The sequence below is a fragment of the Stenotrophomonas maltophilia genome (assembly GCF_006970445.1).
GTDB classification, from domain to species: Bacteria; Pseudomonadota; Gammaproteobacteria; order Xanthomonadales; family Xanthomonadaceae; genus Stenotrophomonas; species Stenotrophomonas maltophilia_AU.
The window spans coordinates 1,891,045-1,914,430 of the sequence record NZ_CP033877.1 but is presented as its reverse complement, the minus strand read 5'-3'; the positions used below and the strand labels follow the sequence as shown (position 1 = coordinate 1,914,430).

The window sequence follows — 23,386 nt, the reverse complement described above, 5'->3', positions numbered from 1 at the left end:
CTTCCGGGGTTACAGGGTCTTGGCCAGAAAATCGGCGGTGCGTTGCTGGCGGGGGCGCTCGAACAGGGCCTCGGGCGTGCCCTGCTCGATCACCCGGCCCTGGTCCATCATCACCACGTGGTCGGCCACGCGGCGGGCGAAGCTCAGTTCGTGGGTAACGATCACCAGCGTGGTGCCGGAGCGGGCCAGTTCTTCGATCACGCTCAGCACCTCGGCCACCAGTTCCGGGTCCAGCGCCGACGTGGGTTCATCGAACAGCAGCACCTTCGGTTGCAGCGCCAGCGCACGGGCAATCGCAATGCGCTGCTGCTGGCCGCCGGACAGCTGGCGCGGGAACGCATCGGCCTTGTCGGCCAGGCCCACCCGCTCCAGCAAGGTCCGCGCCTGCTGCTCGGCCTGCGCGCGCGGCACGCCGCGCACCGCGATTGGCGCCTCGATGATGTTTTCCAGCGCGGTCAGGTGCGGGAACAGGTTGAAGCCCTGGAACACCATGCCGACCTCGGAACGACGGCGGCGGATCTCGCGTTCTGGCAGTTCGAACAGGGTGTCGCCATCGCGGCGGTAGCCGATCAGCTGGCCGCCGACGGTCACATAGCCAGCGTCGGCACGTTCCAGGTGGTTGATCAGCCGCAGCAGCGTGGACTTGCCAGCGCCCGAAGGGCCGATCAGCACGGTCACGCTGCCAGCGCGCAGATCCAGGTTCACATCTTCCAGCACCGGCTGATCGCCGAACACCTTGCCCACACCATGCAGCGACACCGCAGCGCCCTCACCCGCTTCAACCTGCGCGGCGATGCGCGGGCGGCTGGCCACGCGCGGTGCTGTGTCACCGGGTGCGCGCGGCGCCGACGATACCCGCGACACCGAGCGCTCGCGCTGCAGCTGGCCGCGCGCAAAGCGCTGCTCCACGCGCCGCTGCAGCAGCGACAGCACGGTGAGGATCACCAGGTACCAGACCGTGGCCACCATCAGCAGCGGCACCACTTCCAGATTGCGGCGGTAGATCACCTGCACGGTGTAGAACAACTCGGGCAGCGCCAGCACGTAGACCACCGAGGTACTCTTGGCCAAGCCGATCACATCGTTGAATGCCGCCGGCAGGATCGAGCGCATCGCCTGCGGCAGGATGATGCGGCGCACCTGGCGACCGCGCGGCAGGCCGAGTGCGGCCGCGGCCTCGTACTGGCCGTGGTCGACCGACAGAATGCCGCCGCGGATCACCTCGGCCGAGAACGCGGCCTGGTTCAGGGTCAGGCCCAGCACCGCAGCAGTGAACACGCCGATCAGCTGCGTGGTCGGGTACGAGAACAGGCTGATGCCGGTGAACGGCACGCCCAGCTCGATGGTGCTGTACAGATAGCCTAGGTTGTTCAACAGCAGCAACAGCACCAGCAGCGGGATCGAGCGGAACAGCCACACATAGCCCCACGACACCGCCGACAGCAGTGGTGAGCTGGACACGCGGGCCAACGCCAGCAAGGTGCCCAGCGCGAAGCCAAGGCCAGTGCCGAGTGCGGTCAGCAGCAACGTGCGACCCAGGCCTTCCAGCACCGGGCGTGCGAAGAACCACTCGGCAAAGGTGCCCCACCCCCAGCGCGGGTTGCCCAGCACGGACTGCAGCCCGATCAGGATCAGCGCCAGCGCCAGCACCGTGCCGAACACCTGCAGCGGGTGCCGCGCCGGCACGATTTTCAACGCCGGCGCTGGCGCCGGACGAGCGGCGATGCCCTCCAGCGCGGTCGAGGGCGTGCTCATGCGTGGGCTCCGTACAGCGCGGCATGCGCAGGCGCAACGACAGGCGTCGTCGCCCGCAGTTGCTTCTCGAACGGCAGATGCGCAACGGTTTCCGGGTCGGCCTCCAGATCGAACAGCGCGGTGTAGCCGTGGCTGAGGTACAGGCCAACCGCCTCGGGCTGGCGGAAACCCGTCGTCAGGAACACGCGTCGGTAGCCCTGGCGCGCCGCTTGATCTTCCAGCTCCTGCAGCACGCGCCGCGCGATGCCCTGCCGGCGCAGCCCCGGCAGCGTCCAGATGCGCTTGAACTCAGCGGTATCCGGATCGCGGTGCGGCATGAACGCACCACCGGAAATCGCCACGCCGTCGCGCAGCAGCAACACGAAGGCACCCACCGGGGCAGCAAAGGCCTGCGCCGGGTAGCGCTGCAGCTCCTCGCGGGCGCTGCCACCGATGCGTCGGCGCACGTCGGCGTAGCGGCTGTCGTACTCCTGTTCCAGGCCATCGAACAGGGGCCGTGCCAGCGGATCATCCACCGAGGTATAGAGGAAGCGTTCGTCGCTGCTCATGTCGCATCCCTCACCAGATAGTCTTCGGCCAGTCGCGCCCACAGGCTGGCGGCGGGTGCAATGGCGGCATCGTTGAACACGTAGCGCGGGCTGTGCAGCGGTGCGCTGTCGCCGTTGCCGACGAACACGAAGCTGCCCGGCCGCGCCTGCAGCAGGAAGGCGAAGTCTTCGCTGGCGGTGCGTGGCGCGAATTCGGCAACCACCTGTTCGGCACCGAAGCCGTGCACGGCGACCTCACGGATGTAGGCGGTCTGCTGCGGATGGTTGATGACGCTGGGGAAGCCACGCGGAAACTCGATCTCGGCGCGCGCACCGAATGCGGCAGCGGTCTGCTCGGCGACCTCGGTAACACGGCGCCGAAGGGTGTCACGTACCTCGGGCAGGTAGGCGCGCACGGTCAGCTTCAGCTCGACCACGTCCGGAATCACATTGGCGGCCTGGCCGCCGTGGATCGAACCGACGGTGACCACACCCATCTGCCGCGGATCGACATTGCGCGACACCACGCTCTGCAGCGCGGTGACGATGTGCGCCGCCGCCAGGATCGGGTCAACACTCCCTTGTGGCTCGGCACCATGTCCGCCCTTGCCGATCACCTTCAGCCGCGCCCAGTCCACCGACGCCATTGCCGGGCCATCGACAAAGCCGAAGTGCCCCACCGGCACGCCCGGCCAGTTATGCAAGCCATAGATCGCATCCACCGGGAAACGCTCGAACAGGCCATCGGCAATCATCTTCGACGCCCCCGAACCCGTCTCCTCTGCAGGCTGGAACACCAGCTGCAGGGTACCGTCGATATCACCGTGATGGGCCAGGTAGTGCGCGGCGGACAGCAGGATGGCGGTATGCCCATCGTGGCCGCAGGCATGCATCAGGCCCTCGGTCTGGCTGGCATAGGCCAGCCCGGACGCCTCGTGGATCGGCAATGCATCAATGTCGGCGCGCAGGCCGAGTCGACGACTGCCCTGCCCGCGCTGCAGCGTACCGACCACGCCGGTGCCACCGAGCCCGGTGGTCACCTCATAGCCCCACTGCTGCAGCAGTTCGGCCACTCGGGCGCTGGTGCGGTGCTCCTCGAAGGCCAGCTCCGGGTGCTGGTGCAGGTCATGGCGGATCGCGATGGTGGCCTCGGCGCGCGCCGCGATCTCCGGCAATACGCCCGTCGTTTGGGAATTCCGCCGGGCATGGCCCGGCGCTGCTGCCGATTCTCCGCTCATCGCCCTACCCCACCTTCCGCGCCGGTTCGGCATCGGTCGCATGGCGGCTGGCCTTGTACGGCAGGCCCAGATGCTCGCGCAGGGTCTGTCCTTCCAGCTCGCGCTGGTGGTAGCCGCGCGCCTGCAGGATTGGCAGCACCTGGGTCACAAAATCGTCCAGGCCTTCGCGCTGTGCGGCGAATCCAAGGATGAAACCGTCGCTGGCACCGGCATCGAACCAGCGGATCAGCTCATCGGCCACATGCCCCGGCGTACCGATGAAGTTCGGTCGTGGGCTCACAGCTTCCAATGCCACCTGGCGCAGGCTCAGGCCCTTCTCACGCGCATCCTGCTTGATGCGGTCGGTGGTGGAACGGAACGAGTTGCTGCCGATTTCACCCAGCTCCGGGAAGGGTGCGTCCGGGTCGTACTGGCTGAAATCATGGTGATCGAAGAAGCGGCCGAGATAGGCCAGCGCATCCTCCAGCGTGGCCAGTCCAGCGATCGCCTGGTACTTGGCTTCGGCCTCCTCGGCAGTGCGGCCGACGATGGGGCCGATACCCGGGAAGATCTTCACGTCATTGCCACTGCGGCCGTGCGCAATCGCCGAGTTCTTCACCTTCTGGGTGAACGCGCGAGTCTCCTCCAGCGATGGCGAATGGGTGAACACCGCATCGGCGTACTTGCCGGCCAACGCAATGCCATCATCGGATGAACCCGCCTGGAAGATCACCGGCTGGCCCTGCGGCGAACGCTGGATGTTGAGCGGGCCTTCCACCTGGAAGAAGCGGCCCTTGTGGTCGAGTCGACGGAACTTCTCCGGCGCGAAGAACGTGCCGCTGTCGCGCTCACGCAGGAAGGCGTCGTCGTCCCAGGAATCCCACAGCCCCTGCACCACGTCCAGATACTCGTCGGCGATCTGGTAGCGCAGCGCATGCTCCGGGTGCGGCCGGCCATAGTTGCGGCCTGAACCCTCCAACGGCGAGGTCACCACGTTCCAGCCGGCACGGCCGCCGCTGAGCAGATCCAGCGAGGCGAACTGGCGGGCAACGGTGAACGGGTCGCTGTAGGAGGTCGACAGCGTGCCGGCCAGGCCGATCTTCTTCGTTGCCGTGGCCAGCGCCGACAGCAGCGAGATCGGCTCGAAGCGGTTGAGGAAGTGCGGGATCGACTTCTCGTTGATGTACAGGCCGTCGGCCACGAAGCCGAAGGCGATGCCGTTGTCCTCGGCGGTGCGCGCAATGTCGATGTAGAACTGCAGGTTGACGCTGGCATCGGGCGGATTGGACGGGTGCTTCCAGGCATGCATGTGGCTGCCGGGGCCCTGCAGCATGATGCCGAACGGAATGTGGCGCGGGGTCGTGCTCATGGGAATCGCTCCTGCAGGTCAGGCCACCGCCGCGCGCGGCGCGGGCGACAGCAGTTCAAGGGATGTCAGGCGCGCATCGAGGTCGGCCACCGGCGCATCGAGAATGAACTCGCCCACGCCGAAGCGCCGATGCAGCGCGTCCAGTTCGTCACGCACGTGCTGCGCATCACCGGACAACACGCTCGGGCGCGTTTCCTCGATGCGGAAGTCGGCCACGCCCACCTGGCGTGCGTACTCGGCAGCCGCCTCGGGACTGGGCAGATTCACCGTCTGGCCGGGGCCGAGGTGCAGCTTGTAGACGCGCAGCGCACCGATATGACGTGCTGCGGCTTCGGCAGTTGGTGCGGCGAACGCCACCGTGGCCAGCAGTGGCGGCTGCGTAGAAACGGTGCGGTAGGCATCGAACGCGGCCTCGATGTGCTTCGGGTCGCCATCGAAGTGCGCGGCGTAGACGAAGCGCCAACCAAGCTCGGCCGCCTGCTGCGCACTCTGCGGGCTGGCACCGAGCAGGAAGCGCTCCGGGGCCTGCTGCGGAACCGGCCGCGCCAATGCCTCGGCTTCGGCACCGGACAGATAGCCCTCCAGGTCGCGCAGTTGCTGGTCGAAGTCGGCGAACGCCGGGCGCCCAGCCGCCAGCGCCGCGGTCGATGCCGGCAGGCCGCCGGGTGCCTTGCCCACGCCCAGATCCACGCGCCCTGGCGCCAACGCCGCCAGCAGGTTGAAGTTCTCCGCGACCTTGTACGGCGCGTAGTGGCGCAGCATCACCCCGCCGCTGCCGATGCGGATGCGCCGGGTCTGCGCCAGCACCCACGCCGCAAGCACCTCCGGTGCGGGGCTCGCCAACGTCGGTGCGGCATGGTGCTCGGCAAACCAGTAACGGTGATAACCCAGTTGTTCGGCGCGCTGGGCCAACTGCAGGCTGTTGCGCAGCGCCTGCTCTGGCGAGGCACCTTCGGCCACCGGGCTCTTGTCCAGCACGCTGATCTGATAGCTCATGGTCGCGTCCTCGCTCAGGGGTGGGCCACGGGAATGCCGAGCAATCCGTTCAGCGCGGCCAGGATCGGCTCGGCACCGGAGACGTACTGGCGGTCCTGGTGCGCGCCGCTGGCCAGGTCACTGCGCACGCCCTGTGGCAGCACCAGCTTCGGCAGCGACTGGTCCTGCTCGCCGATCTCGGCGATCACCTCGCGGCGCGGCCGCGCGAAACCGATGCGACGTACGTCCAGCTGCGCGTCGAGGCCGTCGATGCTCGACAGGGCACCTTCCAGCAACAGGCTGTGCCGGCAGAAGAAGCGCTGGCCGGGAATCTGGCCGTCCTCGAACTCGCGGTCGAGCAGGAACAGGATGGGTTTGCTTGCTGCGTCGAGCGTCACTGGGGGGTCCTCATCTGTGCCGGCAATGCGATGCCGCTTCGATATCGATGCTAGAGATGCCAGCGGCTGCCATAGCGCTGCCAGGCGACAATCGGCGGTCAGATCCGGCCACGCAGATGCGCCTTGGCCATATGCAAAGCGCTGCCGGTTATGGCCTCAGGCGATGCGTCGCAGTGGCGCCGCTACCGCCAGCGCCTGCGTAGCCAGATGCCCAGCCGCACGCTCGGTCGCCAGCGCGATGCGGGCCTGCAACGCTGCACTGTTGATGTGCTCACCATCGAAGTCGGCAGGCGTGGCATACACCCCGATCGGCAGCGTGTGCGCCTGCAGGAAACTGAACAACGGTCGCAGCTGGTGGTCGATCACCAGCGCATGGCGCTCACTGCCACCGGTCGCCGCCAGGAGCACCGGCGTATCCACCAGCGCCTCCAGCTCGATGAAGTCGACCAGGTGCTTGAACAGCCCCGGATACGAACCGCGATGCACCGGCGCGGCCACCACCAGCAGTTCGGCGGTCTCGATGGTCCGCAGCGCCTGTTCCACTGCCGGCTCCACTTCACCGCGCGACAACGACTGGCCCAGCGAACGCGCGATCGGTGCCAGTTCCACCAGCTCCACGCTGGCATGCACGCGTTGCTGCAGCGACGCCAGCAGATGCCGCACCAGCAGCAACGTACGCGACGTCGCCGAACTGGTCGGCGACCCCACCACTGCAACCACCTTCAATGCAGAAGACATGAACTGCTCCCATGTAGTGCCGAGCCGCGCTCGGCTGCCCTTGGCGTGAACCTCAGAACCGGTAGTTGATCCGCCCGTACCAGTACGCACCCACATTGCCCAGCACATCACCGCTATCCCAGGTGGTCTCGATGCTGGCCACATCGGTGGCACTGCGCGCGTATTCGGGCACCTTGCGGGTGCGCTTGTCGAACACGTTGTTGATGCCCAACGCCGCACTCCAGCCCGCACCCAGTTCCACGCCACCGGACAAGTTGGTCACCAGCACCGGCGGCTGCTTGTACTCCACGCCGTTGTTGAGGCGCTTGATCGGGCCGTAGTAGGTGAAATCCAGGTTCGAGCGCCAGCGCCCGTTCTGCCAGCCCAGCCCAGCCACCTGCGTGTAGCTGGGCGTGCGGAAGCGCAGCGCGTACTCGCTGGATTTGGTCAACAGGTTGATGTTCGGCAACCCCTGCAGCGCCGCCGGAATGTCGCTCACTTTCTGGATGGTGGTGCGGCCGACGTTGGCCGCGTAGCTCCAGCGCAGCTTGCCCCACGCGGTTTCCTGGTTCGCCTCCAGGGTCAGCTCCACACCGCGTGTACGGGTATTACCCACGTTGGTGAAGTAGCTGGCGTAGAACGCATCACCCGGCAGGATGCTGATGCCGGCCGAACCCAGCAGTGCATCGATGGTGTTCTTCTGCGCCGCACTCAGCACCGTGCCGCTGTTGTCGGTGACGCGCGCCGGATCCTGCGCGTTGTAGCCGATCTGGCTGGACTGGCCGAGCTGGCCGCGGATGTCGATCTGATAGGCATCCACCGCCAGATGGAACGCCGGGCTCGGGTCCCAGGTCACGCCCAGGCTGTAGTTGGTGGCCTTTTCCGGCTTCAGCGGTGTGGCACCCAACGCAATCGCCGCCGGCGAAGACACCTGCGCCACCAGCGTGGTGCCGCACGGGCAGCTGCCGGTAGCCTGGTAGAACTGCGCGCCCAGGCTGGGGGCATGGAAGCCGTTGCTGACCGTGGCACGTAGGCCCAGCGCGTCGGTGAAGTCGAAGCGCGTGGTCAGGCGGCCGGTGGAGACACTGCCGAAGTCGGAGTGATCTTCCCAGCGCGCGGCTGCATCCAGATACCAGCGCGAGGTGATGTTGGTGGCCGCACCCACGTACACCGCCTTGCTGTTGCGGGTAGCCTTCACCGCATCGGCAGTCGAATAGCCGACGAAGGCCGCGGCACCGAAGCCGGTGTACGACTCCCACTGCCCGGCCCCGCGCTCATACTGTTCATGCTGGTATTCGGCGCCTGCGCTCACTTCCAGCGGCGAAGCGAATGCCGCCACCTCGAAGCCACGGCGCAGGTCAAGGTTGGCGATGCCCTGCTGGTAGTCCAGCTTGCCGTCATAGAAGTCGGTGGGCGAACCGGGATACGGCAACGAGTAGTTCACCGAGTTGCGCGTGTAGGTGCGCACCGTGCTGCGGTTACCGGTCAGGCTGGCGTCGTAGTCCCAGCCTGCAAGCTGGCCTTTTACACCTGCGGTACCGGTGTACTGCTTCTCCTTGGTTTCCAGCACCGGCAGGAAGCCATCGGGAAACACGCTCAGCACGCCAGGCGCCTTGTAGGTGGTGAAGATGGTCGCCGGCAGGCGGAAGTTCTGGATCGCCTGCGCGGTGCGGTCACTGGCGGTCGCATTGGCGTAGAACTGCGCACTCTCGCCCAGGCCATGGCCCACATTCACTGCGAAGGCCTTCAACGCATAGGACGGCGAGCTGAGGATGGTGTTGGCCTCGGCATCGCGGTTGGCCTCGGCCGGGTTCGGCGCAGCACCTGCTGTCAATCGATTGTTCGGCCGCAGCGCCACCAGATTGCCGTTGCCATCCACCGCCGGGTAACTCAGGTAGCCATCGATGTAGCGGCGGGTGCGGATCGCATGATGCTGGCGGGTGGTCTCGCCAGACAGGTTGACGAAGCCATCCTGGCCCCACGGCAGGCCGACATTGGCGCGCACACTGGTACGCGAGCCATCGCCGTCGGTGCTCTGCCCGCTCTCCACCGACACATCGCCACCGTGGGCCTGCGATTTCAGGATCACGTTGACCACGCCGGTGATCGCATCCGAGCCATAGATGGCCGAAGCGCCATCGCGCAGCACTTCCACATGGTCGATGGCCGACACTGGAATCAGCGCAAGGTCAGCCCAGGCGTGCCCGGGAAAGCCACCACCGTTGGCCCCGCTCACATAGGCACTGGCATTACGGCGCTTTCCATTCACCAGCACCAGCGTGTAGCCCGGCGACAGGTTGCGCAGCTGGTAGCCGCGGATCAGGCTTTCCTGGTCGCTCTGGTAGCCGCCGATCTGGCTCAGCGACGGCAGGCTGCGCTGCAGCGCTTCCAGCAGGTTGCCCTGGCCGGTCGCAGCAAGGTCCTCTGCGGAAATCACATCGATCGGTGTGGAACTGTTCTTCACCGTGCGCGTGCTGGTGCGCGAACCGGTGACCACCACCGCATCCAGCGTGGACGCTGCCACGTTGGCCGTCGCGGCGGTGGCAGCAGTATCTGCATCGGCTTCAGCCGCATGGCTCGGTGTGGCGGCGAGGATGGCGGTGATCAGAACAGCGAGAGTGCTCAGGACAGGGGCGTGGGCGGCAGGCATGGGGGCTCGTGGGGGTGGGCCGGAAACACGCTTCCATTCAAGGGCCTGTTCACCTGCCGCGACAGGCGGGATCACGTCACCCAACCGTCATATCCGGCCACCCACATGACCGCTGGTAATGACGTTAGGCGACCCACACGCACGGGGTCGAATGCCTTTCCAAAGGAAAGGGCTCTGACCCCACGCACGCCTCCCCATCACGGGGTCAGAGCCCTTCCTGCGGAAGGGATCCGACCCCGGTTCCCATATGCCCGCCCGGCATCACCTCATGCCCGCGCACCACTCAGCCCCACGCACCGCCACCCGTAGCATCAAGCCATGCCCAGCCCACCCGCCGACCCCACCGCGCCGCTCGTTGCCATCGTCGCCTGCCACGGCCAGGGGCTGTTTGAATTCGGCTGCGCGGTCGGCCTGTTCGCGCCGGTGCGGCCGGAACTCGGCGTCGCCTGGTACCGCACCCAGCTGTGCGCAGGCGAGCCCGGTGCACTGCGCATGCTCGGCAATGCACAGGTGCAGCTGCCCTACGATCTCAGCACGGTTGATGACGCCGACATCGTCGTCATCCCCGGTTGGCGCGAACCCAGCGAGCGCCCGCCGCAGGCACTGCTCGATGCGCTCATCCGCGCCCACGCACGCGGCGCGCGCATCGCCTCGATCTGCTCTGGCGCCTTCGTGCTGGCCTGGGCCGGGCTGCTCGATGGCCGCCAGGCCACCACCCACTGGCGTCTCACCGAAGCGCTCGCACGCGAGTTCCCGCGCATCGATGTACGCGAGGATGCGCTGTATGTGGATACCGGCAGCATCATCACCTCGGCCGGCTCGGCCACCGGCATGGACATGATGCTGCACATGGTGCGCAAGGATTACGGCGCGCGCGTGGCCAACCTTGTGGCCGAACGGCTGGTACTGGCGCCATGGCGTGATGCCGAGCGCAGCCAGCGCGTCAGCCGCGCCATTCCCCATGGCGAGCCCACGCGCCTGGCAAAGCTGATGGAATGGATGCGCCGCAATCTGGGCGAGCCACACTCACTTGGCAGCCTCGCCCAGCAGGCCGCGCTCAGCCAACGCACGCTGCAGCGGCAGTTCCTGGAAGCCACCGGCCTGTCGCCCATCGACTGGCTGATCCGCGAGCGCGTGGCTTTCGCGCGCGAGCTGCTGGAGACCACTGACCGGCCGCTGCAGTGGATCGCCGAGCAGGCCGGCTTTGGTTCGCAGGAGTCATTCCGTCGGCACTTCCGGGGCCAGGTCGATGCAAGCCCTACCGAGTACCGCAGCCAGCATCGCGGCGGAATTGGCGCGGATCGGCTGGTCGGCTGCTGATTCTGCGGTACGTCGTGCTGCGGGCCTGCATCGCTCACAACGGGGCGGTGCGCCGATGGATCCGCCAGCACTGCCCGGCAAACCCGATCACGAACACTGCCAGGCAGCCGAGCAAGGTCTGCAACACCACCGGTGCCATCGGCGCCGCCGCCAGCGGGTGTGCCACCGGCAACCGCGTCAGCGTTTCATTCACGCCGGGCACCAACGACAGCAGGAAGCTGAAAGACAGCGCAAAGGTCGACAGGTAAGCCGCCAGCCGTCCAAGGAAACGCAGTCGCGAAGCCAGAACACCGCCGAACGCCACCAGCAGCACGATCACGCCGAAGGCGTGGCCTGGATTGAGCCCGCCTGTGCTGGAGACGGTGAACGAAGTCGCCACCGACAGCACCAGGCCAATCAGATAAATCCTGCCCGAGCGCGTGCCGGGATCGATTTCCCGGTGGCGGATGAAGCCGTACAGGCCGGCCAGGATCGGCACCAGGCTGATGGCGGTATGGATCGCTCCGGGAAGGGTAAGAGGATGTGCCATGGGAATCTCCACTGGTGAAGTAAACCTACTAGTAGGTAGGCTCTAAGAACAAAAAGAAGGCCCGCGCTGCCGCAGGCCAGTACACATCACCTCAGGCGGTCGCACTCACGCGCGCGATCGCCAACCGCGCCAGCGCCGAGAACGTCGCCGCATCACCCAAACCACGGGCCGCCAGCATCGCACCGTGCACCGATGACATGAACGCCTTGGCCTCGTCTACAGCCGAACCCTGCAACTGCAGCTGGCCGGTGGCGGCGCCCTTCTCCAGCGTCACGGTCAACCAACCGCTCAGATCCTCGAAATGCCCGCGTACTTCATCAGCAATCTCCGCGGGGATCATCGGCGCCTCCGCCGCCAGCATCGCGCAGATGCAGAACGAGGACGTGCCCCCTGCAATGCAGCTGGACCAGTAATCCACATAGGCGTTGAGCTCCTGCAACGGGTCGCCCAACTGCCGGTCCAGCAGCGCCAGGCCCTCACGCGCCTCGGCCCGGTACAGTTCAACCACCGTGCGCACCAGGTCCGCCTTGCTGGGGAAATGGTGGTGGATGCTGGCCTTGCTGATGTTCACCCGCGCCGACACGTCGGCATAGCTGAAACCGTTGTATCCACCGGCTTCCAGCAGCGATCGGGCATGCGCCAGGATCTCCTGGGCCTTGGGCGAGAGCGAATCTTTCATGGCAATAAACCTACTAGTAGGTAGACGCCCTGTCAACCACTCAGATTCCCTGGTAGAGCCGGCCGCTGGCCGGCTTGCTGGCAACGTGACCTTCGATTGCCACTCAATGCGAAGACACGTACAGCGCATCCGCTGGTGGCGGTGGCAGCGCAAAACTGCGCCGCATCCGCGCCACCTCGGCCGCCGGCGGCAACGCGAACAGGCGCTTGAACTCACGGTTGAACTGCGACGGGCTGGCATATCCCACCGCCAGCGCTGCCGCTTCGGCGGTCATCCCCTGCCGCAGCATCAGCAGCCGCGCCTGGTGCAGGCGTGTCGACTTCACGTACTGCATCGGCGACGTTCCGGTAATCGCGCGGAAGTGGTCGTGGAAGGTCGCCACGCTCATGCCGGCCTCGGTGGCCAGTTGCCCCACGTCCAGGGCGGTGGCATATCCCGCATGGATTGTCCGCAGCACCCGGCCGATGCTGCCGAAGCGCCCGCGCATGGCCAGCGCCTCGCGCATTGCACCGCCCTGCGCACCTGTCAGCACGCGGAAGTACACCTCACGCACCAGCGCCGGCCCGAGCACCGCTGCCTCCAGCGGGTCAGCCAGTGCCTCCAGCAGGCGCAGCACCGTGGCCTGCATCGGCGCCTGCATCGGGCTGGACATCATGCTCTGTGCCGGTGCCTCCGATGTGCCCGCCGGTTCGCCCAGTTCGATCAGCAGATCCGCCGCCAGTTGCAGATCCAGGTGCAGGTAGATCGCCAGCAGCGGCGCCTCTGCCGACGCGTCGGTTTCCATGGTGAACGGCACCGGCACCGACACCGCGAGGTAGTGCTGCGCGTCGTACTGGTAGACCTGACCGCCCAGGTAGCCACGCTTCACGCCCTGGCAGACGATCACGATGCCGGGGTCATACAGCACCGGCGTACGTGCCAGAGGTCGGTCGGATCGCAGCAAGCGCACTCCGGGCAACGGCGTGAGCGTATAGCCCTCCTCCACCGCCAGCGTCTTCAGCAGGCCGACCATGCGCGCCTGCACCTGCCGTTGCAGGGAATCGACCACCGGCACGGGCACTCCAGAGGAATAGGCAAGAATGGCCGAATCCTAGGCCTGTGGCCCCGGTCGTTCAAGCACTAACGTGCAAGCCCTGCCCACCACGAACGCCCCTCATGACCCCTTCCCGCCTCCTGCTCATCACCGGTGTCAGCAGTGGCTTCGGCCGCGCCCTTGCCCAGCAGGCCCTGCTGACCGGCCATCACGTAGCCGGCACCGTGCGCAACGAAACCGACCGCCAGGCGTTCGAAGCGCTGGCGCCCGGCCGCGCATTCGGCCGCCTGCTGGACGTAACCGATATCGCCGCCATCGATGCACTCGTCGCCGATATCGAAACCAACATCGGTGCCATCGACGTACTGGTCAACAACGCCGGTTACGGCCACGAAGGCATCCTCGAGGAATCCACGCTCGCCGAGCTGCGGCAGCAGTTCGAAGTGAACGTGTTCGGTCCAGCTGCGCTGATCAAGGCGGTACTGCCGCACATGCGCGCGCGGCGCCGCGGCTATATCCTCAACATCACCTCCATGGGCGGCTTCATCACGATGCCCGGCATCGCCTGGTACTGCGGCAGCAAGTTCGCGCTGGAGGGCATCAGTGAAGTGCTTGGCAAGGAAGTCGCGCCGTTTGGTATCCACGTCACGGCCGTCGCGCCGGGTTCCTTCCGCACCGACTGGGCAGGCCGCTCGATGGCGCGGGCACCGCGCAGCATTGAAGACTACGACGCGCTGTTCGATCCCATCCGCAGCGCGCGTGAGGCAAAGAGTGGCCACCAGATCGGTGATCCGCTGAAGGCTGCGCGGGCCATGCTGCAGGTCATCGACAGCGACGCGCCGCCCAGCCATCTGCTGCTGGGCAGTGATGCACTGCAGCTGGTGCGGGCGAAGCTGGATACGATGGCCAAAAGCATCGACGCCTGGGAACAGCTGAGCCGTTCGACCGACGGCGTAGCGTGAGACCTTGAGGCCGCCGATGCTCTCACCGGCGGCCTCCTCCTGCCTGATCAGTCTTCCTGCACCAGCTTGAACTCGCGCAGCAGGCCACCTATCTGGGTCTTGTCCAGCTTGTTCATCAGCAGGTTGCGCAGGAACGCAGGCCCGGGAATATCCAGCTCCTTGCCATCGCGCAGGCGACCGGTGGCGGCCAGCAGCGAGCGCACGTCATAGGTGGAATTGAACACCTCCGGCACGCCGCGTTCGATCCCCAGCAGGGTGTACACCGCTTCCATCGGCGTGCGCACCGAATACTCGGTGGTGAAGATGCAGTCGCGCTGCTTCGATTCGGCGAACTGGCCGATGAAGGCGAAGTTCACCGCACCGTCCGGCACCACATCCGGACGGTCACCGGCCTGGCGTGGCATGAAGAACGCCGTGATGTACGGCATCATCACCGGCACCGTCTTCGCACCGGTCGCGGCCAGCTCATCGATCTCTTCCACCGGCACGCCCAGGTGGTACAGCCACTCACGGGTGATCTCCTCGCCGGTGCACTCCTGCATCGGCTTTTTCACGTAGTCGCCCGGCGTATCGACGAACAGCGAGTACACCCAGACCACGATCTGCTCCTTGGGCTGGTTCTTGAAATGCGGCTGGCGGTTCACGGTCCAGCTCATCAACCAGCGCGAATCGCGCACGCTGACGATGCCGCCGGTCACCACCTTGCCACTGAATGGGTCGCGCTTGGCGATCTTCTGGATGTAGGCCGGGATGCGCGCATCCAGCGTGGTCACCGTCGCCGATTCCCACTTGGTCTGCGGAATGTGCGCACCGAACACGTCCGGACGCCCGAACGCAGAATCCCTGGCGGCAATGCGTCGCCACAGGTCCCAGGCAGGCGCCGGCCCCTCGTTCAAACGCGCCGCCGTGTGGTGATCGCCGTTGTCCGAGTTCTCGGTCAACGAACCGATTGTCATGAAAACAAGGTCATCCACGCCCAGATCCACGCCACCCGCCACGCCCTCGCGCGTCCAGTGGATGCGCGTGGCCTGCTTGCGGCCCGCCGCCAGATCGAAGTCGACGTCGGTCACCTCGGTGCCGTACTGGAACACCACGCCCTGGTCCTGCAACCACTTCACCAGCGGCAGCACCAGCGATTCGTACTGGTTGTACTTGGTGAACTTCAGCGCCGAGAAATCCGGCAGGCCGCCGATGTGGTGGATGAAGCGGTGCAGGTACAGCTTCATCTCCAGCGCCGAATGCCATTCCTCGAACGCGAACATGGTGCGCCAGTACAGCCAGAAGTTGCTGTCCAGGAAGTCGCGGCCCAGCACCTCGTCGATGCGCTTGTTCTCCATTTCCTTCCGGGTGGCCAGGAACAGCGCGATGATGTCCTTCTGTGCCTGCTCGCTCAGCGTAAACAGGCCATCGGTGTGAGCGTCTTCGCCGCGATTGATGGTGGCACGCTGCAGCGAATAGTTCGGGTCGTCCTTGTTCAACCAGTAGAACTCGTCCAGCACGCTGGCATCTTCAATCTCCAGCGATGGAATCGAGCGGAACAGATCCCACAGGCACTCGAAGTGGTCTTCCATCTCGCGACCGCCGCGGATCACGAAGCCCTTCTCCGGCACCTTCAGGCCATCCAGCGCGCCGCCGGCAATCTGCTGCTGCTCAAGGATGGTGATGCGCTCGCCGGCCATGCGGCCGTCGCGCACCAGGAACGCGGCGCCGGCCAGCGAGGCCAGGCCCGAACCGACGAACCATGCGCGCTTGTCATCGACACCGGCGGGCTTGCGCGGACGCGCGAAGGCTTCGTAGTTGCCACTGCTGTAGTACATGCGTTGCTCCTTCCTGGAGGGGGTCATCAGGAACCCGCAGCGGAATGACACAGCCATCAGATGCAGGTCGTGACCCTACTCTAGCGCCGAACCGATGTACCGTTTCCTGCACGCGTGCTGCGACGGAATGACGCAGCCACGTCAGAGCTGTCGCCCCAGCAGCATGCCCGGCCAGCCGTCCACAGTGAACGGTGCGATGCGCGTATAGCCGCAGGACTCATAGAATCGCACCAGATCACCATTGCCGCCGCCGTAGCAGTCCACGCGCAGATGGTCGAGCCCGGCAGCCCGCGCCTGCTCATCGGCAAAGGCCATCAGGCGGCGGCCGATACCACGCACGCGCACGTCACGCGATGCCACCAGTACCCGCACATACAGTTCCGGGCCGGTGGGCGCCGGCACATAGGGCATCGACTCGCCCAGCGCCAGGAACGCGCGCACCACGCCGTGCTCGTCCTGGGCAACCCATGCACCCGGCAACGCGCACGCATCGGTCACCTGGGTGATCCGGCGCGGCATCGTGGACCACGGCTCACTGCCCCATTGCTGCACATTGCCGATCGATACGAACCATTCGATGACTTCGTCGAAGAGCGCCAGCACCGCAGGGGCATCGGCCTCGCTGGCGCGGCGGAGGGTCAAGGTGTCCTTTCCAGCTTCAATCATGCATGCACTCCCTGACGTCCCGTAGATCCAGTAGTGCCAGGCCATGCCTGGCAGGTGCCCAGTGTATTGATTCAGTCCCCCTTCCACCGGATTTGACATGCAGGCATTTACCTGCATATAGTCCACTCAAGGGCGGCGCCTGCCGGCCCATCGCGAGGAACCCGCAATGGTGGATATCGCACACAGGGTCGGCATCAAGGCCCCCGCAAGTCAGATGTACCAGGCCCTGGCCACCCCCGAAGGCGTCGCCTCCTGGTGGGCCGAAGACACCCATGGCGACCGCGAGGCCGGCGGCTCGGTCAAGGTACGTTTCACGAACAACGGCCAGGAAATCGGCGCCATGGAAATGAAGCTTGAGCAGCTTGTTCCAGGCGAGCTCGTGCTGTGGCGGTTCCTCGCCGGACCTGCCGAATGGATCGGCACCCACGCGCGCTTCGTGCTGAAGCAGGAAGGCGACTACTGCATCGTCCTGTTCACCCACGAGGGCTGGAAAGAGCGCGTCGAGTTCACCTCCCACTGCAGCACCAAATGGGCGGTGTTCCTGATGAGCCTGAAGGCGCTGCTGGAAACCGGCAAGGGCCAGCCCAACCCGCACGACGTCAGGATCGACAACTGGAACTGAAGTCACCCCGCATGAATGCAGACAAGGTGTTCAAGGCACTGGCCGACCCCACGCGTAGAACGCTGCTGGACCTGCTCTGCGAAGACAACGGCCAGACCCTGGGCCAGCTCTGCGACCACCTGGACATGGCCCGGCAATCGGTCACCCAGCACCTGGGCCTTTTGGAAGATGCCAACCTGATCAGCACCGTGCGCCGTGGCCGCGAGAAGCTGCACTTCATCAACCCGGTGCCCCTGCATGAAGTCTACGAGCGCTGGGTACGCAAGTTCGAGCAGCAGCGCCTGAGCCTGCTGCATGACCTGAAACGAGAACTGGAAGGAGAATGACGATGTCCGCAGAGACTACCCGCTTCATCCACGTGATCTACATCGCTTCCACCCCGCAGAAGGTGTTCGAGGCCATCACCCGCCCCGAGATCGCCAGCCGCTACTGGGGCCACGAAAACGTCTCGGACTGGAAGCCCGGCTCGCGCTGGCAGCATGTGCGCGCCAACGAAACACGCTCGGTCGAACTGGTGGGCGAAGTGGTGGAAAGCACCCCACCCTCGCGACTGGTCATCACCTGGGCCGCCGCCTCGCAGGCAGAGAACCCGGACGCCTACAGCCGCGTCACCTTCGATATCGTGCCCTACCAGGACATGGTGCGCCTGACCGTCACCCACGACGAACTGGAACCGGGCAGCGGCATGGATACCGGCATCCGCCAGGGCTGGCCGATCGTGCTGTCGAGCCTGAAGTCGCTGCTGGAGACGGGCAAGGGGCTGGATGTGTTTGCGAAACCGAGTTGAGCGAGCAAACACTTTCCGTTGGGGATTCGCCCGCCACGCCTACTGATGCGCTTTGGCTACAACGCGTTTGACACCCAACTGATCGAGAGTTCTATCCAATCCACGGCTGTAGTCAACCACGTTCTTCTGGTATGCCCCCATCAGACCCGACATTTTCTCTCTATTCTGACGATCATCTTCAAGATGATCAATTAGCTCAACTTGCAGAATTTTCGCACCTTCCTTGTCGAAGACCATCCTGCTTATCGCAGCGCGCCGAATCGAGTATTCGATAGCGTCCGCATGATCCTTGAAGTTATAGCTTTCGGTATCGGCCGCCAGCACATTGGAATCAGACGCCCCACTGAGATCAACCAGCTTCTTTGCTGCACCAGTTCCAAAGTAGCGCTCAATCTTAAAGTAATGGGCAATCAACTTCTGATTCCATTGGCGGTTGAACTCCATGTAATCCAGCCAAGGACCGTCTTTCACTTCCTCCCATCCCTTTCCGTCCGTCGCCCATTGCAGCTGCTTCAGGGCCAAGTAGCCTTCATTGAGGAGAACTACCGTTTCCTGGAAGGTAAGCTGGGCGCCTTCAGCGAATCTTTCAGCTTCGCTCTTCTCTGATATGTACGATTGCAGCATCAGACCACCCCCCAGAGTCAGGACAGAGCTGAGCACGGAAGAAACAACTGCAACAATTATGCTGGACCTTAGCGATACGTCGGACATCCTTGACTCCTGAATCGGTGATTCTGTGCGGATGAATCGCTTACACGATTGTCTATGATATCGACTGACCAGCGCCGGCTGAACGCCGCCCCCACGCTCACCCTCGCCGAACCCGTTTCCGACCGCACTCCGACGCCCGCCGCCACAGCATCGCCCGCAGGCATCCTTGGCGACCCTCGATGAGTGCTTCAGACGCAGATTCCCTGCACAGCAAAGTGGCGGCGGTTACCCTCGGCTTCTGGGTGATGAAGATCGCCGCCACCACCCTCGGCGAGACCGCGGGTGACCTGCTGTCGATGACGCTCAATCTGGGCTACGTGGCCAGCTCGGCCATCCTGCTGGCGATCTTCGCCGGCCTGCTGGCCGTGCAATTGTCCGCGCGGCGCTTCCACCCGCTGCTGTTCTGGTCGGTGGTGCTCGCCACAAGCACCGCCGGCACGACGATGTCGGACCTGATCGACCGCACGCTGGGGCTGGGCTACGCCACCGGCGCCAGCCTGCTCGCCGGCTGCCTGGCGCTGGTGCTGTTGGCCTGGCGCATGTCGGAGAAGTCGATCTCGGTCAGCAACATCGCATCGCGCCGCGCCGAGGGCTTCTACTGGACCGCCGTGCTGTTCTCCAACACGCTCGGAACCGCGCTGGGCGACTTCCTCGCCGACGATTCCGGGCTGGGCTTCACCGGCGGCGCTCTGCTGATCGGCAGCCTCATCGCGCTCACCGCGCTGGCCACCCGCATCAAGGGCATCAACCGGGTCATCCTGTTCTGGATCGCCTTCGTGCTCACTCGTCCGTTCGGCGCCACCTTCGGCGACCTGCTCACCAAGCCGCTGGAAAAAGGTGGCCTGGGCTTCGGTACGGTGGGCTCGTCGCTGGTGCTGTTCACCATTCTCGCGACCCTGGTGGCGCTGCCGATGCTGCAGCGGCGGGCACAGCCCGCTGCCTAGCGCGCCGTCCAGCCACCGTCCACCGGCAACGCCGTGCCGGTGATCTGAGCGGCGGCATCCGAGGCCAGGAACACCACCATTTCTCCCAGCTGCTCGGGCGTCACGAACTGCAACGAGGGCTGTTTCTCGGCCAGCAACGCGCGCGCGGCGGTCTCTTGATCCGTGCCTTCGCGCTCGGCCAACGCAGTGATCTGTTGCTCGACCAGCGCGGTCCGCACCCAACCCGGGCAGATCGCGTTGGCGGTAATCCCGGTGCCCGCATTCTCCAGCGCGGTCACCTTGGTGAACCCCACCACGCCATGCTTGGCCGCCACATAGGCCGACTTGTTCACCGAGCCGACCAGCCCATGCACGGATGCGATGTTGATGATGCGACCGGCGCCCTGCTGCTTCATGTGCGGCAAGGCCGCCGCCGTTGCATGGAACACCGCCGACAGATTCAGCGCCAGGATCGCATCCCACTTGTCTACGGGAAACTCGTCGATCGACGCGGTGTGCTGGATGCCCGCGTTGTTCACCAGAATGTCGATGCGCCCCATCGTCGAAACGGCGTGGGCGATCATTCCGCGCACTGCCTCGCCACGGGACAGGTCGGCGCCATCATGCGCCACCCGCACGCCGAACTCGGCTTCCAACCGGGAACGGAGGCGCTCGATTTCCGCCGCATCGCCGAAGCCATTCAGCACGATGTCGGCACCCTGCCGCGCCAGCGCCGTGGCGGTGCCAAGACCGATACCGCTGGTGGAGCCGGTGACCACCGCAACCTTTCTACTGAACATGGGCGAGCTTCCATCGGGCCTAGGCAGCCAGTGTAACGTCACCGGCCGCCGCACCCACCTCCTACGCGTCCACGCCCAATGAATACGCCAACAGGAACTCCCTGGCGTACTCATTCCCACCCTGCGCCGAAGCGCGGATCAGGTACACCGCACGTGGTACGTCCCTGGCCACACCCTTGCCATGGAACAGCGCCAGGCCAAACTCGTACATGGCCGACGGATACCCAGCCTCCGATGCCCGCTCAAAATGCGCGGCCGCCCGCGTGACGTCCTGCTCAACGCCGTCACCCATCAGCAGGCACAGCCCCATCGCGTAGATGGCCGGGATGTAACCCTTCTCTGCGGCTCGCTTGAGGGTCGCCAAGCTGTCCGCCTCGGCGTGTGCGTCGTCCTTGCCAGCAGGTATCGAAGAAGAAAGGAACAACGCTTCGGCACAGCCACGCGCAAGAGGCGGAGCGAGCAGCCGCCGCGCCGCCGCAATGTCACCACGGTCGAGCACCGTGTCGAAGTCGGTCGTGAGCTGGGTGGGCATGTTCGTCATGGCGCAGGCGTCCTTCCTGTTCGCGGGCATCCGTTCGCCCCGCTGGCATTATGCCTGCACCATGCCAGGGTATTCCGCCAGCCCCACAAGACCGGGTGACCAGAAGACTCTCCGCGTCCATCGATGTTGGCCCTATAGTCAACGCCATCCACCCAAGGATGGCCCGATGAAGCCCTGCAACGCCCTGCTACCCGCCGCTCTGATCGCGCTGCTCGCCCCAGCCACCAGCGTGGCCGCACCGACCGCGCAACCGGCCACGCCGCTTACCACCGGCAGCGTGCGGCTGGATATTGCCAGCGGCCGCGTCGAAGGCGATGTCTGCGTGGCCAACCTCCCAGCCGCATCAAAGGGCTCATTCGTGCTCAATGCCGGCCTGAACGTCGCGCGGGTCACCGATGGTGACGGCAAGCCGGTCGGGTTTGATGGCTGGTACGACCCGGGCGTGGACGGCGAGGCACGTGTCTACACCCTGGCCGAGCCCGCCGCCACGCTCTGCGTGCAGTACGTCGGCGCGTTCCCGCTGTACCCGAAGCACGACGCCCTGGACGACTTCAAAGGCATGATGGCCTTCAACGGCGACAGCGCCCGCTTCACCGAACAGTCCGCATGGTTGCCGCAGGCGTTCGACCCCAAGGCCCGCGTGCGCAGCAGCGAAAGCCGCTACGACCTGCAGGTGGACTGCGCCGGCTGCCGGTTCCTGTACCTCAACGGCAGCCCGGCCATCGAAGGCGCGCAAGGCCGATTCCACAGCGAGAAGGCGCGGCCGATCCTGCTGTTCGGCGGCAGCGGCCCGATCACCCGCACCGCGCAGGTCACGATCCTCAACGAGACCCTGCCCACGGCCAAGGTCGATGCATTGTCCAGCACGGTGCAGAAGATAGCCGACGTGCACAGCCGTTACATTGGCGTGCCGCTGGCTGACCGCCCCACCTTCCTGCGCATGGTCACGCTCAACCAGATCGAGCGCGACCGCGAGGGCAGCGAGTGGGGCTTTGCCACCTGGCCGACCATCGCCATGAGCGGCAGCATCGGCAACGTGGCCGATTCACTGCTGGCCGGTGGCGAGAAGGCCGAGCGGCGCGTGCAGTACATCGCGCACGAAATGGGCCACTACTACTTCGGCACGCTGAACCGTCCGCAGGGTCCCTACTTCTGGGTGCTGCTGGAGTCCAGCGCCGAATTCCTGTCGATCAAAGCGCTGCGTGAGATCAGTGGCGATGCCGCGGCGGATCGCTACATCGCGCGACTGCAATCGGCCATCGAAAAGCAGGAGAAGCCGCTGCCCGCATTCGATGCCATCGATGGCAGCTCGGATCTGGGCGAGATGTATCGTTACGTCTATGCGCCCTTGCTGTTGCTCTCGCTGGAGAAGCAGGTGGGTGAGGCGAAGATGCAGGCCTTCATGCGCGGGCTGCTGGCCGCGCCTTCGCCGAGGAACTGGGCGGAGCTGCAAGGCATTGCGATGAAGGCCGGCATCGATGCCAAGGCCTGGGAGCATTGGCGAGCAAGCTGTGTGGCAGGTGGCAAACCGAGGTGCCGGTAGATCCACGCCATGCGTGGATGCTTCCCCTCAACCCATCACTTCCAATGATCCGGCCCCAGGAACGGCAGGCTCAATACAAACACCGGAACCGCCACAGGTATCAACGCCGCGCCCAGCACCTTCCCAGCCGCCGTCCCAACACCCGGCTTGTCCTCCCTCTCCGGCAGGATCCGCTGCGCCCGTGCACTGATGGGCTGCCCCAGCTTCCCCTTCTCCGCCAGCGCAGCGGCATCCGGCAACTTCACCCGCTCGCCGTCGCCCTCGAACAGCGCGCTGTAATAGCTGCCGCCCTTCTTTGAAAGATTGCAGGCCCGATCAAACGCCAGCGCATAGCGGCTCCGATCCTGCGGCAGGTAGTAGCGCGCCCGCTCATCCACATACTTCGCCTCGCGTGGGAGCACCTCAATCCGCTCCAGCTTGAACTGCGCGGCCTGTTCCGGCGCCACCTGCTCCGGCCGCAGCAGCAGCGCATAGCTGCCGTGCACCTTGGCCTTGTTGGCCGGGTCGCGCCAATCCTCGTGGAAGTACATCTGCGCGCAGGCCACGGCCTCGCGCAGCGGGCTGTCCATCAGCGCGCGGTACTCGCGGAACGGCGTGGCATTGAAACGCATCGGCTCTTCAAAGCGCGGCAGCAGGTACAGCTGGCCGTCGTCGGCCACGAACGCACCCGTGATCTCGCGGCTTGAGGTGTGCTCCTCCGGGCCACTCGCGCAGCCAGACAGCAAGCCAAGGCACAGGGCGGAGAGAATGAAAAAAGACGTTCGCATGTCGTGTTCGAGGGCTTCCCTGGGAAAACGGCCCCGCCCGGAAGGACGAGGCCAGCCGGCCATGGTGCCATGGCAGCC

At 65.5% G+C, this 23,386-nt stretch carries 24 protein-coding genes; 7 read left to right on the top strand and 17 right to left on the bottom strand.

The annotated features are described in order from the left end of the window. Nucleotides 1–9: 9 nt before the first annotated feature. From EGM71_RS20950 to EGM71_RS08840, 8 genes are all read right to left on the bottom strand, one after another. Nucleotides 10–1,755, bottom strand: coding sequence for an amino acid ABC transporter permease/ATP-binding protein (locus EGM71_RS20950; RefSeq protein ID WP_188489238.1), 1,746 nt, complete (start codon nucleotides 1,753–1,755; stop codon nucleotides 10–12). Next, nucleotides 1,752–2,303, bottom strand: coding sequence for a GNAT family N-acetyltransferase (locus EGM71_RS08870; protein WP_188489236.1), 552 nt, complete (start codon nucleotides 2,301–2,303; stop codon nucleotides 1,752–1,754). The genes EGM71_RS20950 and EGM71_RS08870 overlap by 4 nt, the downstream gene beginning before the upstream one ends. Beyond that, nucleotides 2,300–3,520 carry a M20 aminoacylase family protein gene (locus tag EGM71_RS08865; RefSeq protein ID WP_188489234.1) on the bottom strand — a complete coding sequence of 407 codons (1,221 nt, stop codon included), beginning with the start codon at nucleotides 3,518–3,520 and terminating at the stop codon, nucleotides 2,300–2,302. Before EGM71_RS08865 ends, EGM71_RS08870 begins: the two co-directional genes overlap by 4 nt. A gap of 4 nt (nucleotides 3,521–3,524) precedes the next feature. Beyond that, a complete protein-coding gene (locus EGM71_RS08860; protein WP_188489232.1) occupies nucleotides 3,525–4,868 on the bottom strand; it encodes an LLM class flavin-dependent oxidoreductase in 1,344 nt (447 codons plus the stop codon). 18 nt (nucleotides 4,869–4,886) lie between these two features. After that, a complete protein-coding gene (locus EGM71_RS08855) occupies nucleotides 4,887–5,864 on the bottom strand; it encodes an MsnO8 family LLM class oxidoreductase (protein ID WP_188489230.1) in 978 nt (325 codons plus the stop codon). A 14-nt stretch (nucleotides 5,865–5,878) separates the two neighbouring features. Next, complete coding sequence (locus EGM71_RS08850; RefSeq protein ID WP_188489229.1) at nucleotides 5,879–6,241, bottom strand: DUF3088 family protein; 363 nt, start codon at nucleotides 6,239–6,241, stop codon at nucleotides 5,879–5,881. Between the two features lie 156 nt (nucleotides 6,242–6,397). Continuing rightward, the gene (gene msuE, locus EGM71_RS08845) at nucleotides 6,398–6,979 is read right to left on the bottom strand and encodes an FMN reductase (RefSeq protein ID WP_188489227.1); all 582 of its coding nucleotides are present in this window, start codon (nucleotides 6,977–6,979) and stop codon (nucleotides 6,398–6,400) included. Between the two features lie 52 nt (nucleotides 6,980–7,031). After that, nucleotides 7,032–9,608: a TonB-dependent receptor plug domain-containing protein gene (locus tag EGM71_RS08840; protein ID WP_188489225.1), complete on the bottom strand. Its 2,577-nt coding sequence runs from the start codon at nucleotides 9,606–9,608 to the stop codon at nucleotides 7,032–7,034. Between the two features lie 318 nt (nucleotides 9,609–9,926). Here EGM71_RS08840 and EGM71_RS08835 point away from each other — a divergent pair, with 318 nt between their 5' ends. Then, a complete protein-coding gene (locus EGM71_RS08835) occupies nucleotides 9,927–10,928 on the top strand; it encodes a helix-turn-helix domain-containing protein (RefSeq protein ID WP_188489224.1) in 1,002 nt (333 codons plus the stop codon). A 34-nt stretch (nucleotides 10,929–10,962) separates the two neighbouring features. Here the strand turns inward: EGM71_RS08835 and EGM71_RS08830 are convergent, their stop codons facing one another. The 3 genes from EGM71_RS08830 to EGM71_RS08820 all read right to left on the bottom strand — a co-directional run bounded on the left by EGM71_RS08830 (nucleotide 10,963) and on the right by EGM71_RS08820 (nucleotide 13,184). Continuing rightward, entirely contained in the window at nucleotides 10,963–11,457 is a 495-nt protein-coding gene (locus EGM71_RS08830) for a hypothetical protein (RefSeq protein ID WP_188489222.1), read from the bottom strand. A gap of 91 nt (nucleotides 11,458–11,548) precedes the next feature. Next, a complete protein-coding gene (locus tag EGM71_RS08825; RefSeq protein WP_188489220.1) occupies nucleotides 11,549–12,136 on the bottom strand; it encodes a TetR/AcrR family transcriptional regulator in 588 nt (195 codons plus the stop codon). Nucleotides 12,137–12,239: 103 nt separating this feature from the next. Further along, nucleotides 12,240–13,184 carry an AraC family transcriptional regulator gene (locus EGM71_RS08820; RefSeq protein WP_223224551.1) on the bottom strand — a complete coding sequence of 315 codons (945 nt, stop codon included), beginning with the start codon at nucleotides 13,182–13,184 and terminating at the stop codon, nucleotides 12,240–12,242. 107 nt (nucleotides 13,185–13,291) lie between these two features. Between EGM71_RS08820 and EGM71_RS08815 the strand changes: the two genes are divergently transcribed. Beyond that, complete coding sequence (locus tag EGM71_RS08815; RefSeq protein WP_188489218.1) at nucleotides 13,292–14,131, top strand: oxidoreductase; 840 nt, start codon at nucleotides 13,292–13,294, stop codon at nucleotides 14,129–14,131. Between the two features lie 47 nt (nucleotides 14,132–14,178). Here EGM71_RS08815 and EGM71_RS08810 read toward each other — a convergent pair whose 3' ends face one another. Continuing rightward, nucleotides 14,179–15,948: an oleate hydratase gene (locus EGM71_RS08810; RefSeq protein ID WP_188489216.1), complete on the bottom strand. Its 1,770-nt coding sequence runs from the start codon at nucleotides 15,946–15,948 to the stop codon at nucleotides 14,179–14,181. Nucleotides 15,949–16,089: 141 nt separating this feature from the next. After that, nucleotides 16,090–16,614, bottom strand: coding sequence for a GNAT family N-acetyltransferase (locus EGM71_RS08805; protein WP_188489214.1), 525 nt, complete (start codon nucleotides 16,612–16,614; stop codon nucleotides 16,090–16,092). 166 nt (nucleotides 16,615–16,780) lie between these two features. Here EGM71_RS08805 and EGM71_RS08800 point away from each other — a divergent pair, with 166 nt between their 5' ends. The 3 genes from EGM71_RS08800 to EGM71_RS08790 are packed head-to-tail and all read left to right on the top strand — an operon-like array spanning nucleotide 16,781 to nucleotide 18,023. Beyond that, the gene (locus EGM71_RS08800) at nucleotides 16,781–17,236 is read left to right on the top strand and encodes an SRPBCC family protein (RefSeq protein WP_188489212.1); all 456 of its coding nucleotides are present in this window, start codon (nucleotides 16,781–16,783) and stop codon (nucleotides 17,234–17,236) included. Nucleotides 17,237–17,247: 11 nt separating this feature from the next. After that, nucleotides 17,248–17,562 carry an ArsR/SmtB family transcription factor gene (locus tag EGM71_RS08795; RefSeq protein WP_164087861.1) on the top strand — a complete coding sequence of 105 codons (315 nt, stop codon included), beginning with the start codon at nucleotides 17,248–17,250 and terminating at the stop codon, nucleotides 17,560–17,562. A 2-nt stretch (nucleotides 17,563–17,564) separates the two neighbouring features. Further along, on the top strand, nucleotides 17,565–18,023 hold the full coding sequence (locus tag EGM71_RS08790) for an SRPBCC family protein (protein ID WP_188489210.1): 459 nt from the start codon (nucleotides 17,565–17,567) through the stop codon (nucleotides 18,021–18,023). 39 nt (nucleotides 18,024–18,062) lie between these two features. Here EGM71_RS08790 and EGM71_RS08785 read toward each other — a convergent pair whose 3' ends face one another. Then, complete coding sequence (locus tag EGM71_RS08785; protein ID WP_188489208.1) at nucleotides 18,063–18,734, bottom strand: hypothetical protein; 672 nt, start codon at nucleotides 18,732–18,734, stop codon at nucleotides 18,063–18,065. 179 nt (nucleotides 18,735–18,913) lie between these two features. Between EGM71_RS08785 and EGM71_RS08780 the strand changes: the two genes are divergently transcribed. Continuing rightward, nucleotides 18,914–19,678 carry a COG4705 family protein gene (locus EGM71_RS08780; protein WP_188489206.1) on the top strand — a complete coding sequence of 255 codons (765 nt, stop codon included), beginning with the start codon at nucleotides 18,914–18,916 and terminating at the stop codon, nucleotides 19,676–19,678. Here the strand turns inward: EGM71_RS08780 and EGM71_RS08775 are convergent. Further along, nucleotides 19,675–20,457, bottom strand: a complete 783-nt coding sequence (locus EGM71_RS08775; RefSeq protein WP_188489204.1) for a 3-hydroxybutyrate dehydrogenase — start codon at nucleotides 20,455–20,457, stop codon at nucleotides 19,675–19,677. The genes EGM71_RS08780 and EGM71_RS08775 overlap by 4 nt on opposite strands. A 61-nt stretch (nucleotides 20,458–20,518) precedes the next feature. Next, nucleotides 20,519–20,998 (bottom strand): tetratricopeptide repeat protein, encoded by a 480-nt coding sequence (locus EGM71_RS08770; protein ID WP_188489202.1) that lies wholly within the window; start codon nucleotides 20,996–20,998, stop codon nucleotides 20,519–20,521. 166 nt (nucleotides 20,999–21,164) lie between these two features. Here EGM71_RS08770 and EGM71_RS08765 point away from each other — a divergent pair, with 166 nt between their 5' ends. Next, a complete protein-coding gene (locus tag EGM71_RS08765; RefSeq protein WP_188489200.1) occupies nucleotides 21,165–22,541 on the top strand; it encodes a hypothetical protein in 1,377 nt (458 codons plus the stop codon). Nucleotides 22,542–22,576: 35 nt separating this feature from the next. On the opposite strand, the gene EGM71_RS08760 is transcribed toward EGM71_RS08765, so the two are convergent. Next, the gene (locus EGM71_RS08760) at nucleotides 22,577–23,308 is read right to left on the bottom strand and encodes a hypothetical protein (protein WP_188489785.1); all 732 of its coding nucleotides are present in this window, start codon (nucleotides 23,306–23,308) and stop codon (nucleotides 22,577–22,579) included. Nucleotides 23,309–23,386 lie beyond the last annotated feature (78 nt).

What these genes read in the sequence shown, in the direction of transcription:
- EGM71_RS20950 (WP_188489238.1), bottom strand. Translation starts at nt 1,755, where the DNA reads ATGAGCACGCCCTCGACCGCGCTGGAGGGCATCGCCGCTCGTCCGGCG.
- EGM71_RS08870 (WP_188489236.1), bottom strand. Translation starts at nt 2,303, where the DNA reads ATGAGCAGCGACGAACGCTTCCTCTATACCTCGGTGGATGATCCGCTG.
- EGM71_RS08865 (WP_188489234.1), bottom strand. Translation starts at nt 3,520, where the DNA reads ATGAGCGGAGAATCGGCAGCAGCGCCGGGCCATGCCCGGCGGAATTCC.
- EGM71_RS08860 (WP_188489232.1), bottom strand. Translation starts at nt 4,868, where the DNA reads ATGAGCACGACCCCGCGCCACATTCCGTTCGGCATCATGCTGCAGGGC.
- EGM71_RS08855 (WP_188489230.1), bottom strand. Translation starts at nt 5,864, where the DNA reads ATGAGCTATCAGATCAGCGTGCTGGACAAGAGCCCGGTGGCCGAAGGT.
- msuE (WP_188489227.1), bottom strand. Translation starts at nt 6,979, where the DNA reads ATGTCTTCTGCATTGAAGGTGGTTGCAGTGGTGGGGTCGCCGACCAGT.
- EGM71_RS08840 (WP_188489225.1), bottom strand. Translation starts at nt 9,608, where the DNA reads ATGCCTGCCGCCCACGCCCCTGTCCTGAGCACTCTCGCTGTTCTGATC.
- EGM71_RS08835 (WP_188489224.1), top strand. Translation starts at nt 9,927, where the DNA reads ATGCCCAGCCCACCCGCCGACCCCACCGCGCCGCTCGTTGCCATCGTC.
- EGM71_RS08830 (WP_188489222.1), bottom strand. Translation starts at nt 11,457, where the DNA reads ATGGCACATCCTCTTACCCTTCCCGGAGCGATCCATACCGCCATCAGC.
- EGM71_RS08825 (WP_188489220.1), bottom strand. Translation starts at nt 12,136, where the DNA reads ATGAAAGATTCGCTCTCGCCCAAGGCCCAGGAGATCCTGGCGCATGCC.
- EGM71_RS08815 (WP_188489218.1), top strand. Translation starts at nt 13,292, where the DNA reads ATGACCCCTTCCCGCCTCCTGCTCATCACCGGTGTCAGCAGTGGCTTC.
- EGM71_RS08810 (WP_188489216.1), bottom strand. Translation starts at nt 15,948, where the DNA reads ATGTACTACAGCAGTGGCAACTACGAAGCCTTCGCGCGTCCGCGCAAG.
- EGM71_RS08805 (WP_188489214.1), bottom strand. Translation starts at nt 16,614, where the DNA reads ATGATTGAAGCTGGAAAGGACACCTTGACCCTCCGCCGCGCCAGCGAG.
- EGM71_RS08800 (WP_188489212.1), top strand. Translation starts at nt 16,781, where the DNA reads ATGGTGGATATCGCACACAGGGTCGGCATCAAGGCCCCCGCAAGTCAG.
- EGM71_RS08795 (WP_164087861.1), top strand. Translation starts at nt 17,248, where the DNA reads ATGAATGCAGACAAGGTGTTCAAGGCACTGGCCGACCCCACGCGTAGA.
- EGM71_RS08790 (WP_188489210.1), top strand. Translation starts at nt 17,565, where the DNA reads ATGTCCGCAGAGACTACCCGCTTCATCCACGTGATCTACATCGCTTCC.
- EGM71_RS08785 (WP_188489208.1), bottom strand. Translation starts at nt 18,734, where the DNA reads ATGTCCGACGTATCGCTAAGGTCCAGCATAATTGTTGCAGTTGTTTCT.
- EGM71_RS08780 (WP_188489206.1), top strand. Translation starts at nt 18,914, where the DNA reads ATGAGTGCTTCAGACGCAGATTCCCTGCACAGCAAAGTGGCGGCGGTT.
- EGM71_RS08775 (WP_188489204.1), bottom strand. Translation starts at nt 20,457, where the DNA reads ATGTTCAGTAGAAAGGTTGCGGTGGTCACCGGCTCCACCAGCGGTATC.
- EGM71_RS08770 (WP_188489202.1), bottom strand. Translation starts at nt 20,998, where the DNA reads ATGACGAACATGCCCACCCAGCTCACGACCGACTTCGACACGGTGCTC.
- EGM71_RS08765 (WP_188489200.1), top strand. Translation starts at nt 21,165, where the DNA reads ATGAAGCCCTGCAACGCCCTGCTACCCGCCGCTCTGATCGCGCTGCTC.
- EGM71_RS08760 (WP_188489785.1), bottom strand. Translation starts at nt 23,308, where the DNA reads ATGCGAACGTCTTTTTTCATTCTCTCCGCCCTGTGCCTTGGCTTGCTG.